This is a genomic window from Micromonospora sp. NPDC007230 (assembly GCF_042869115.1).
Lineage (GTDB): Bacteria > Actinomycetota > Actinomycetes > Mycobacteriales > Micromonosporaceae > Micromonospora.
The window spans coordinates 47,249-57,531 of record NZ_JBIAFE010000035.1 but is presented as its reverse complement, the minus strand read 5'-3'; the positions used below and the strand labels follow the sequence as shown (position 1 = coordinate 57,531).

Sequence of the window (10,283 nt, the reverse complement as noted above, 5' to 3'; positions counted from 1 at the left end):
AGCCGACCCCCAACAACGGAGCCGGCCCTTCGGCGTCTTCCGATGCCGGCCGGCCGAACCGGTGGCGGCGGCGCGTGGCGGTCAGGCAGGTGCGTCGGCCTCGGCGAGTACGGCGAGGATCTGCTCGCCGTACTTCGCGAGCTTGTTCTCGCCGACGCCGTTGATCCGCGACAGCTCGGCCAGCGAGGCCGGCGCCTCGGTGGCGATCTGGCGCAGGGTCGCGTCGTGGAAGATGACGTACGCGGGCACGCCCTGCTCCTTGGCGGTGGCCGCCCGCCAGGCCCGCAGCCGCTCGAACACCGGGGCCGCGGCGGGGGTGAGGTCGGCGACGACGGTGGCCGCACCCCGCGGTTTCGCCGACCGGGCGGACACCGGCTTCTCCGGCTCCCGCCGCATGGTGACCGTACGCCGGCGGCCCAGCACCTCGGCGCTCGCCTCGGTCAGGGCGAGGGTGCCGTAGTCGCCCTCGACGGCGAGCAGGCCCTCGGCGAGCAGTTGCCGCACCACGCCCCGCCACTCCGCCTCGCGCAGCTCGCTGCCGATGCCGAAGGTGGTCAACGAGTCGTGGCCGTACTGGTCGATCTTGTCGGTGCGCTTGCCGAGCAGGATGTCCACGCAGTGCCCGGCGCCGAACCGCTGGTTGCGTTCCCGGTCCAGCCGGTAGACGGTGGAGAGCAGCTTCTGCGCGGCGACGGTGCCGTCCCAGGACTCCGGTGGTGCGAGGCAGGTGTCGCAGTTGCCGCAGCCGCCCGCGCCGGTCTCGCCGAAATACTCGAGGAGCTGCGCCCGGCGGCAGCGGACCGTCTCGCAGAGGGCCAGCATCGCGTCCAGGTGGGCGGCGAGGTTGCGCCGGTGCGCCAGGTCGCCCTCGGAGGTCTCGATCATCTTGCGCTGCTGGACCACGTCCTGGAGCCCGTACGCCAACCAGGCCGTCGACGGCAGGCCGTCCCGCCCGGCCCGACCCGTCTCCTGGTAGTAGCCCTCGACCGACTTCGGCAGGTCGAGGTGGGCGACGAAGCGTACGTCCGGCTTGTCGATGCCCATCCCGAAGGCGATGGTGGCGACCATGACCAGCCCGTCCTCGCGCAGGAAGCGCTGCTGGTTGGCGGCCCGGGTCCGGGCGTCCAGCCCGGCGTGGTACGGCAGGGCCGCGATCCCGTTCGCCACGAGGAACTCGGCCGTCTTCTCCACCGACGCGCGGGACAGGCAGTAGACGATGCCCGCGTCGCCCGGGTGCTCGTCGCGCAGCAGGCTCAGCAGTTGCTTGCGCGGCTCCCGCTTGGGCACGATCCGGTACTGGATGTTGGGCCGGTCGAAGCTGGCCACGAAGTGTCGGGCGTCGGTGAGCTGGAGCCGGGTGGCGATCTCCGTACGGGTGGCCTTGGTCGCGGTGGCGGTGAGCGCGATCCGCGGCACCCCTGGCCAGCGCTCGTGCAGCATCGAGAGGTTGAGGTAGTCGGGGCGGAAGTCGTGCCCCCACTGGGAGACGCAGTGCGCCTCGTCGATGGCGAACAGCCCGATCCGGCCCCGCTCCAGCAGGCCGACCGTGGCGCGGCCGGCCAGGGCCTCCGGGGCGAGGTAGAGCAGGTCCAGCTCGCCGGCGAGGAAGGCCGTCTCCACCCGCCGCCGCTCCGCCGGCTCCTGCGTCGAGTTGAGGAACCCGGCCCGGACGCCGACGGCGGTGAGCGCGTCGACCTGGTCCTGCATGAGGGCGATCAGCGGCGAGACGACCACCGCGACCCCGTCCCGGACCAGCGCGGGGATCTGGTAGCAGAGCGACTTGCCGCCCCCGGTCGGCATCAGCACCAGCGCGTCTCCACCGGCCACCACGTGCTCGACCACCTCCTGCTGGAAGCCCCGGAAGGCGTCGTAGCCGAACACCCGGCGGAGCACCCGCAGCGCGTCCTCGGTCCGCTGATCGGTGGGGGAGACCATCCGCGCAGTCTACGAGCGCCCCCCGACAGCGCCCCGCCCCGGCGAGCGCGTCGCGGGGCTCGGCCGGCCCGGGCCACGTCGGGCGGCCGGGGTGGGCACATCCACCGGTGGCGCGGGAGCGGTCACCGACCGTCAGCAGTCGCTGACGGTGTCGGAAGTGCGACCGTCTCCGGCGGAACCCGGGGAAACCGGTACCGAGACGACGACAAACCGGACAAGCAGGTGTTCCGGTCGTCACCCCGTGGAATCCCGGGCCGGGGCGCAGCCGTTAGAGTCGCTGACTGACCACGCGCGGCCGAGCGGCCGCGGCGCCACGGCTTGGGGGTAACGGGTGAGCGAGGCGCGGACGCCGGGAGACCTGGTGCCGACAGGTACGGAGACAGCCCTCGGACGGCCGGCGCCGGCCGAGGTGGACACCACCCTGGTGGTGGTGACCGGCCTGTCCGGCGGTGGCCGCAGCACGGTGGCCCGGGCGCTGGAGAACGTGGGCTACTACGTGGTCGACAACCTGCCCCAGGCGCTCATGCTGGACATGGCCGAGCTGGCCTTCAAGGCCGGCGGCGCGGCCCGGCGTACGGCCATGGTGCTGGACGTCCGCTCCCGCGCCTTCTCCACCGACCTGGCCGGCGCGATCCGGGAGCTGCGGGAGCGCGGCTTCCAGCCCCGGGTGGTCTTCGTCGACGCCGACGACGAGGTGCTGATCCGCCGGTTCGAGAGCGTCCGGCGCTCGCACCCGCTGCAGGGTGACGGGCGGCTGGCCGACGGCATCGCCGTCGAGCGCGCGCTGCTGGAGGAGGCCCGGGACCAGGCCGACGTGATCATCGACACCAGCCACCTGAACGTCAACCAGCTCCGGCGCCGGGTCGAGGAGTTGTTCGGCGGGGAGGACTCCCGTCGACTGCGGATCACCGTGCTCTCCTTCGGGTTCAAGTACGGCCTTCCCCCGGATGCCGACTTCGTGATGGACGCCCGGTTCCTGCCCAACCCGTACTGGGTGTCGGAGCTGCGCGAGCACACCGGGCGCGAGGAGGCGGTCAGCGCGTACGTGCTGGGCCAGGAAGGCGCGGAAGCCTTCGTGACCGGCTACGCCGATCTGGTCAACGCCACCACCGCCGGCTTCGAGCGGGAGGGCAAGCGCTACCTGACCGTGGCGGTCGGCTGCACCGGCGGCAAGCACCGCAGCGTCGCCATCGCCGAGGAGCTGGCCGCCCGGCTGCGCCAGTCCGGCATCGCCGCCCACGCGCAGCACCGGGACCTGGGGCGGGAATGATCCCGACCAGGGTGGTCGCCTTCGGCGGCGGGCACGGGCTCTCGGCGTCCCTGCGGGCGCTGCGGCACTGCGTACCCGAGCTGGACCTGGACATCACCGCGGTGGTCACCGTCGGCGACGACGGCGGCTCGAGCGGCCGGCTGCGGGCCGAGCGCGGCGGGCTGCCGCCGGGCGACCTGCGGCAGGCGCTGGTCGCGCTGGCCGGCGATCACCCGGCCACCCGGCGCAGCGCGGCGCTCTTCCAGCACCGCTTCGCCGCCGGCGACGGCGCGGGAGCGGGCGATTCGCTGGCCGGGCACGCGGTCGGCAACCTGCTGCTCAACGGGTTGACGGAGCTGCTCGGCGATCCGGTGGCCGCGCTCGACCACGCCGGCGCGATGCTCGGCGCGGTCGGCCGGGTGCTGCCGATGTCCTGCCAGCCGGTCGACATCGAGGCCCGGGTGCGCGGCGCCAACCCGGGCCACCCCGACGAGGTACGCACGGTGCGCGGCCAGCATCAGGTGGCGGTCACCTCCGGCCGGGTCGAGTCGCTGCGGCTCACCCCGGCCGCGCCGGCGGCCTGCCCGGAGGCGGTCGCCGCGGTACGCGCGGCCGACTGGCTGATCTTCGGGCCGGGCAGCTGGTACACCAGCGTGCTGCCCCACCTGCTGGTGCCGCAGCTGGCCGACGCGATCGTCTCCAGTCCGGCGCGGCGGCTGGTCACGCTCAACCTGGTGGCGGAGAAGGAGACCCACGGGCTCTCCCTGGCCGACCATCTGGACACCCTGCGGCGCTATCTGCCCGAGCTGAAGGTGGACATGGTGCTGGCGGACTCCACGGCGGTGGGTGACCCCGAGGCGGTTGCGGGTGCGGCAGAATCGCTGGGTGCCCGGCTGGTCCTCGCCCCCGTCGCCGTCCTCGACGGCGCGCCCCGCCATGATCCAGCCGCCCTGGGCGCCGCGCTGGTGCCTGTCCTGGGTGCCGATCGTTAGACACGTACGTAATCAACGGCGACACGCCGGAACCGGTCCGTGAGGGGGCGCACTATGGCGATGACGGCGGCGGTCAAGGACGAGCTGAGTCGGGTCGACGTGCCCAAGCCCTGCTGCCGGCGGGCGGAGATGGCGGCCCTGCTGCGCTTCGCGGGCGGCCTGCACATCGTGTCGGGTCGCGTGGTGGTCGAGGCGGAGCTGGATACCGGCGCGGTCGCCCGGCGGCTGCGGCGGGAGATCGCCGAGGTCTACGGCTACCCGAGCGAGATCCACGTGCTCGCCTCCGGCGGGCTGCGCAAGGGCAGTCACTTCATCGTGCGGGTGGTCAAGGACGGCGAGGCGCTGGCGCGCCAGACCGGTCTGCTGGACGTCCGGGGCCGCCCGGTGCGCGGCCTGCCGCCGCACGTGGTCGCGGCCAATGTCTGCTGCGCGGTCTCCGCGTGGCGGGGCGCGTTCATGGCCCACGGCTCGCTCACCGAGCCGGGCCGCTCCAGCGCGCTGGAGATCACCTGCCCCGGCCCCGAGTCGGCCCTCGCCCTGGTCGGCGCGGCCCGACGGATCGGGATCACCGCCAAGAACCGCGAGGTCCGTGGGGTGGACCGGGTGGTGGTCAAGGACGGGGACTCGATCGCCGCCCTGCTCACCCGCATCGGCGCCCACGCCAGCGTGCTGGCCTGGGAGGAGCGCCGGGTGCGCCGGGAGGTCCGGGCGACCGCCAACCGGCTGGCGAACTTCGACGACGCCAACCTGCGCCGCTCGGCCCGCGCCGCGGTGGCCGCCGCCGCCCGGGTCACCCGGGCCCTGGAGATCCTCGCCGACGACGCCCCGCACCACCTCACCTCCGCCGGAAGGCTGCGCCTGGAGCACCGGCAGGCGTCGCTGGAGGAGCTGGGCGCCCTCGCCGATCCGCCGCTGACCAAGGACGCCATCGCCGGCCGGATCCGCCGGCTCCTCGCGCTGGCCGACAAGCGGGCCCGGGACCTGGGCATCCCGGATACGGAAGCGGCCGTCACGCCGGACATGCTCGTGGTCTGATAGGACGGTGAGGCGTTGCCTGCTGGCGGGTTCACCACCCGCCGCAGCGCGATGCGGCACGCTCGGATAAGGTCGCTGCGTACGGCAAGGGGGCCGGCACAGGCACCCCTCGCCGTGCTCACCGCCTCGGGCGGTCAGGTCCTCAGGACCGCGGCGGGGTGGCCGAGATGAACCGTCAACGGCCGGCTCCAACGGTCGGCGCACACACCTCCGCCGGCCCTGTTCTGACGCCGGCGGACCAGAACGCGAGGAGATGGGACCTGTGACCATCCGGGTTGGCATCAACGGCTTCGGCCGGATCGGCCGCAACTTCTTCCGGGCAGTGCTGGCGTCCGGCGCTGACGTCGAGGTCGTGGCGGTCAACGACCTGACCGACAACGCGACGCTCGCCCACCTTGTCAAGTACGACAGCATCCTGGGTCGCCTCCCGCACGAGGTGAAGGCCACCGACGACGAGATCAGCGTGGGCGGTCACACCATCAAGGCGTACGCCGAGAAGGACCCGGCCAAGCTGCCGTGGGGCGAGGCCGGCGTCGACGTCGTCATCGAGTCCACCGGTTTCTTCACCGACGCCACCAAGGCGAAGGCGCACATCGACGGCGGCGCCAAGAAGGTCATCATCTCCGCTCCGGCGAAGAACGAGGACGTCACGGTCGTCATGGGCGTCAACCAGGACCAGTACGACCCGGCCAAGCACACCATCATCTCGAACGCCTCGTGCACCACCAACTGCCTCGCCCCGATGGCGAAGGTGCTGCAGGACACGTTCGGCATCCAGCAGGGCCTGATGACCACCATCCACGCGTACACGCAGGACCAGAACCTGCAGGACGCGCCGCACAAGGACCTGCGCCGGGCCCGGGCCGCCGCGCTCAACATCGTGCCGACCTCGACCGGCGCCGCGAAGGCGATCGGCCTGGTGCTGCCGGAGCTCAAGGGCAAGCTGGACGGCTACGCGCTGCGCGTGCCGATCCCGACCGGCTCGACCACCGACCTGACCGTCACGGTCGGCCGGGAGACCACCGTGGACGAGGTCAACGCCGCGATGAAGGCCGCCGCGAACGGCCCGCTCAAGGGCATCCTGGTCTACAACGAGGACCCGATCGTCTCCGCCGACATCGTCACCGACCCGGCGTCCTGCATCTTCGACGCGCCGCTGACCAAGGTGATCGGCAACCAGGTCAAGGTCGTCGGCTGGTACGACAACGAGTGGGGCTACTCGAACCGCCTGGTCGACCTGGTCAAGCTGGTGGGTAGCTCCCTGTGAGTGCGAGGAGTGAGCTTGCGAGCCCCGCAGTCACGAACGGAGGGCTAGCTCTGTGAGCATCCGCAACCTCGACGACCTGCTCGCCGAGGGGGTGTCGGGTCGGCGCGTGCTGGTGCGCGCCGACCTGAACGTCCCACTCGACAAGCAGACCGGTGAGATCACCGACGACGGCCGGATCCGGGCCGTCCTGCCGACGCTGAGCGCGCTGGTCCAGGCCGGCGCGAAGGTGGCCGTCTGCTCGCACCTGGGCCGCCCGAAGGGCGCGCCGGACCCGCAGTTCAGCCTCCGCCCGGTGGCCGGCCGGCTGGGCGAGCTGCTCGGTGCCCCGGTCCAGTTCGCCGAGGACACCGTCGGCGACTCGGCCCGCGCATGCGTGGAGGGCCTCGCCGACGGTCAGGTCGCCGTGCTCGAGAACCTCCGCTTCAACAAGGGTGAGACGAGCAAGGACGACGCCGAGCGGGGCGCCTTCGCCGACCAGCTCGCCGCCCTCGGCGAGGCGTACGTCGACGACGCCTTCGGCGCGGTGCACCGCAAGCACGCCAGCGTCTACGACGTGCCGGCCCGGCTGCCGCACTTCGCCGGCCGGCTGGTGCTGCGCGAGGTGGAGGTGCTCAGCAAGCTGACCGGCGACCCGGAGCGGCCGTACGTGGTGGTGCTGGGCGGCTCCAAGGTCTCCGACAAGCTGGCCGTGATCGAGGCGCTGCTGCCGAAGGTCGACCGGCTGCTCATCGGCGGCGGGATGTGCTTCACCTTCCTCAAGGCCCAGGGCCTGGAGGTGGGCAGCTCGCTGCTGGAGGAGGAGATGGTCGAGACCTGCCGCAACCTGTTGGAACGCGAGCCGGGCAAGATCATGCTCCCGGTCGACGTGGTGGCCGCGGTCGCCTTCGCGCCGGACGCCGAGCACCACACGGTCCGGGTGGACGGCATCCCGAACAAGCGGGTCGGGCTCGACATCGGCCCGGAGACCGTGGCCGGGTTCGCCGCCGCCCTGAAGCAGGCGCGGACGGTGTTCTGGAACGGCCCGATGGGCGTGTTCGAGATGGCCGCGTTCGCGAACGGGACCCGCGGGGTCGCCGAGGCGATCGCGAAGTCCGGTGCGTTCAGCGTCGTGGGCGGCGGCGACTCGGCGGCGGCGGTGCGGACGCTCGGGCTCGACGAGTCGGCGTTCGATCACATCTCCACCGGCGGTGGCGCCTCCCTGGAGTACCTGGAGGGCAAGACCCTCCCCGGCATCGCGGCCCTGGAGAAGTGATGGCGAGCCCCACCCGCCGGCCCCTGATGGCCGGCAACTGGAAGATGAACCTGAACCACCTCGAGGCCAACCTGCTGGTGCAGAAGCTGGCCGCGAGCCTCACCGAGAAGCAGCTCACCGAGGTCGAGACGGTGGTCCTGCCGCCCTTCACCGACCTGCGGACCGTGCAGACGGCGGTGGACGGCGACAAGCTGCTGATCGGCTACGGCGCGCAGGACCTGTCGCCGTACCAGTCGGGCGCGTACACCGGGGACATCGCCGGGTCGATGCTCGCCAAGCTGGGCTGCACCTACGTGGTGGTCGGCCACTCGGAGCGGCGGCAGTACCACAACGAGGACGACGCTCTGGTCAACGACAAGGTGAACGCCGCGTTGGCCAACGGGCTCACCCCGATCCTCTGCATCGGCGAGGGGCTGGAGGTCCGGGAGCAGCTCCGGCACGTGCCGCACTGCTGCGACCAGCTCGACGGCGCGCTCCGCGGGCTCACCGCGGAGCAGGTCACCAAGGTCGTCGTGGCGTACGAGCCGGTCTGGGCGATCGGCACCGGCAAGACGGCGACCCCGGAGGACGCCCAGGAGGTCTGCGGCGAGGTGCGCAAGCGGCTCGGCGACACCTTCGACGAGGCCACCGCCCAGCAGGTCCGGATCCTCTACGGCGGCTCGGTCAAGGCGTCGAACATCGCCGCGATCATGGCCCAGCCGGACGTGGACGGGGCCCTGATCGGCGGTGCCAGCCTGGACGCCGAGGAATTCGCGCAGATCTGCCGGTTCCCGGAGCACATCGCTCGCTGATAGCTCGCTATCCTTGACGCTGCCCGTCCGCCGGTCGGTGCCGCCGTGCCCGACAGGACGGGCAGTGATCGCAACGAGAGGACAAACCCCCGCCATGCCGATCTGGTTCGCCTACACGATGATCGTGTTGCTGGTCATCACGAGCGTCCTGCTCACGCTGCTGATCCTCCTGCACCGCGGCAAGGGCGGCGGGCTGTCGAGCATGTTCGGCGGCGGCGTCAGCTCCAGCCTGGCCGGCTCCTCGGTCGCCGAGAAGAACCTCGACCGCTACACCGTTCTGGTCGGGATCATCTGGTTTGCGTGCATCGTCGGGATCGGGCTCTGGCTCCGGCTCCAGCTGAGCAGCGGCGCCTGAGTCAGCGCGTCGAGCGTACAATCTGCGCGCGGTCCGTCACGGACCGCGCGCAGTTTGTTTTTCCGCTGCACCGCGTCGCCCGCCGTCCACCCCGCGCGGCGGTTCCCTCCGACGACAGGAGCAAGCAGCAATGCCCGGTGACAACGTCGTCCGCGGCACCCGGATCGGGTCCGCCCCCGAGCGCTTCGACCAGCGCTACGAGCCGGCCCCGCGCCGGCCGGTCACCTACTGGTGCGGCAACGCGCACGAGGTCCAGTTCCTCATCGCCGCCGACGCGGAGGCGCCGGAGGCGTGGGACTGCCCCCGGTGCGGCCAGCCGGCCGGCCCGGACCCGGGAAACCCGCCGGGCCGGCCGCGTTCGGAGCCCTACAAGAGCCACCTGGCGTACGTGCAGGAGCGGCGTACCCCGGAACAGGGGGAGGCCCTCCTCGCCGAGGCCCTGGCCGCGCTACGCCGCCGCCGGGGCGCCTGACCGCGCCGGGTCGCCCTCCGCCCGCTGAGGGACCTGATTCAGAACCGAGTGGCTCTCCGCCGCGGAACAGCCCCTCGTTCCGGAAGCTGCGCGCAGCGGGCGGCGAGGAGTGCGGCGACGGAGGTTCAGCGGAGGCTGCGCAGCCGGGGCGGCACGTCGGCCGCTGCCGCCCGGTCGAGCAGCCAGAGGGTACGGGACACCCCGTGCACCCCGGCCGCGGGAAGCTGCACCGGCCCGGCCCCGGCGAGGGCCATGCCCACCGCCCGGGCCTTGTCCGCGCCGGCGGCCACCAGCCAGACCTCCTCGGCGGTGTTGATCGCCGGCAGGGTCAGCGTGACCCGCACCGGCGGGGGCTTCGGGCTGCCGCGTACCGCGCTGACCGGCCGGCTGTCGTGGTGCACCGGGTGCTCCGGAAAGACCGACGCCACGTGCCCGTCCTCGCCGACGCCGAGCATCAGCACGTCGAAGTGGGGGAGCGCGGCGGTGCCGGGCCGCGCCGCCCGGGCCAGCTCCTGCGCGTACCCGGCGGCGGCCGCCTCCGGGTCGTTGCCGGCCGGCCCGTCCGAGGCCGGCATCGGATGGATCCGCGCCGGGTTCAGCGGCACCGCCTCCAGCAGCGCCGACCGGGCCTGCGTCTCGTTGCGTTCCGGGTCGCCGGCCGGCAGGAACCGCTCGTCGCCCCACCAGACGTCGACCCGGGACCAGTCGACAGCATCCCGGGCGGGTAGCTCCGTCACCGCCCGGTACACCGCCGCGGCGATCCGCCCGCCGGTCAGCACCACCGACGCCTGGCCCCGGTCCGCCTGCGCGTCGAGCAGCTTCACCACCAAGCGGGCCGCCACCGCCTGCGCCAGCAGGTCGGGGTCGGCGTGTACGGCGACACTCGCCTCAGTCATCCATCGTGCCTTCGTGCTCCGACCGCGCCACGGCGGTCA

At 72.7% G+C, this 10,283-nt stretch carries 10 protein-coding genes; 8 read left to right on the top strand and 2 right to left on the bottom strand.

The annotated features are described in order from the left end of the window. Positions 1–81: 81 nt before the first annotated feature. On the bottom strand, positions 82–1,935 hold the full coding sequence (gene recQ / locus ACFYML_RS33030; protein WP_387424363.1) for a DNA helicase RecQ: 1,854 nt from the start codon (positions 1,933–1,935) through the stop codon (positions 82–84). A gap of 361 nt (positions 1,936–2,296) precedes the next feature. Here recQ and rapZ point away from each other — a divergent pair, with 361 nt between their 5' ends. The 8 genes from rapZ (at position 2,297) to ACFYML_RS32990 (ending at position 9,348) form a co-directional block, all read left to right on the top strand. Then, a complete protein-coding gene (gene rapZ, locus ACFYML_RS33025) occupies positions 2,297–3,205 on the top strand; it encodes an RNase adapter RapZ (protein ID WP_357445516.1) in 909 nt (302 codons plus the stop codon). Beyond that, complete coding sequence (gene yvcK / locus ACFYML_RS33020) at positions 3,202–4,176, top strand: uridine diphosphate-N-acetylglucosamine-binding protein YvcK (protein ID WP_387424362.1); 975 nt, start codon at positions 3,202–3,204, stop codon at positions 4,174–4,176. Before rapZ ends, yvcK begins: the two co-directional genes overlap by 4 nt. 54 nt (positions 4,177–4,230) lie before the next feature. Next, positions 4,231–5,211: a DNA-binding protein WhiA gene (whiA, locus tag ACFYML_RS33015; RefSeq protein ID WP_073837989.1), complete on the top strand. Its 981-nt coding sequence runs from the start codon at positions 4,231–4,233 to the stop codon at positions 5,209–5,211. Positions 5,212–5,473: 262 nt separating this feature from the next. Next, complete coding sequence (gene gap / locus ACFYML_RS33010; protein WP_073837988.1) at positions 5,474–6,478, top strand: type I glyceraldehyde-3-phosphate dehydrogenase; 1,005 nt, start codon at positions 5,474–5,476, stop codon at positions 6,476–6,478. A 52-nt stretch (positions 6,479–6,530) separates the two neighbouring features. Then, on the top strand, positions 6,531–7,730 hold the full coding sequence (locus tag ACFYML_RS33005) for a phosphoglycerate kinase (protein WP_387424361.1): 1,200 nt from the start codon (positions 6,531–6,533) through the stop codon (positions 7,728–7,730). Then, positions 7,730–8,521, top strand: a complete 792-nt coding sequence (gene tpiA, locus ACFYML_RS33000; protein ID WP_073837986.1) for a triose-phosphate isomerase — start codon at positions 7,730–7,732, stop codon at positions 8,519–8,521. Before ACFYML_RS33005 ends, tpiA begins: the two co-directional genes overlap by 1 nt. A gap of 94 nt (positions 8,522–8,615) precedes the next feature. Beyond that, positions 8,616–8,876: a preprotein translocase subunit SecG gene (gene secG, locus ACFYML_RS32995; RefSeq protein WP_073837985.1), complete on the top strand. Its 261-nt coding sequence runs from the start codon at positions 8,616–8,618 to the stop codon at positions 8,874–8,876. 130 nt (positions 8,877–9,006) lie between these two features. Then, positions 9,007–9,348, top strand: a complete 342-nt coding sequence (locus ACFYML_RS32990) for an RNA polymerase-binding protein RbpA (RefSeq protein ID WP_073837984.1) — start codon at positions 9,007–9,009, stop codon at positions 9,346–9,348. 125 nt (positions 9,349–9,473) lie between these two features. Here ACFYML_RS32990 and pgl read toward each other — a convergent pair whose 3' ends face one another. Then, on the bottom strand, positions 9,474–10,244 hold the full coding sequence (pgl, locus tag ACFYML_RS32985; RefSeq protein ID WP_387424360.1) for a 6-phosphogluconolactonase: 771 nt from the start codon (positions 10,242–10,244) through the stop codon (positions 9,474–9,476). Between the last annotated feature and the right edge of the window lie 39 nt (positions 10,245–10,283).

Coding starts and splice junctions, on each gene's coding strand:
- pgl (WP_387424360.1), bottom strand. CDS start 10,244: ATGACTGAGGCGAGTGTCGCCGTACACGCCGACCCCGACCTGCTGGCG.
- tpiA (WP_073837986.1), top strand. CDS start 7,730: ATGGCGAGCCCCACCCGCCGGCCCCTGATGGCCGGCAACTGGAAGATG.
- recQ (WP_387424363.1), bottom strand. CDS start 1,935: ATGGTCTCCCCCACCGATCAGCGGACCGAGGACGCGCTGCGGGTGCTC.
- whiA (WP_073837989.1), top strand. CDS start 4,231: ATGGCGATGACGGCGGCGGTCAAGGACGAGCTGAGTCGGGTCGACGTG.
- secG (WP_073837985.1), top strand. CDS start 8,616: ATGCCGATCTGGTTCGCCTACACGATGATCGTGTTGCTGGTCATCACG.
- ACFYML_RS32990 (WP_073837984.1), top strand. CDS start 9,007: ATGCCCGGTGACAACGTCGTCCGCGGCACCCGGATCGGGTCCGCCCCC.
- yvcK (WP_387424362.1), top strand. CDS start 3,202: ATGATCCCGACCAGGGTGGTCGCCTTCGGCGGCGGGCACGGGCTCTCG.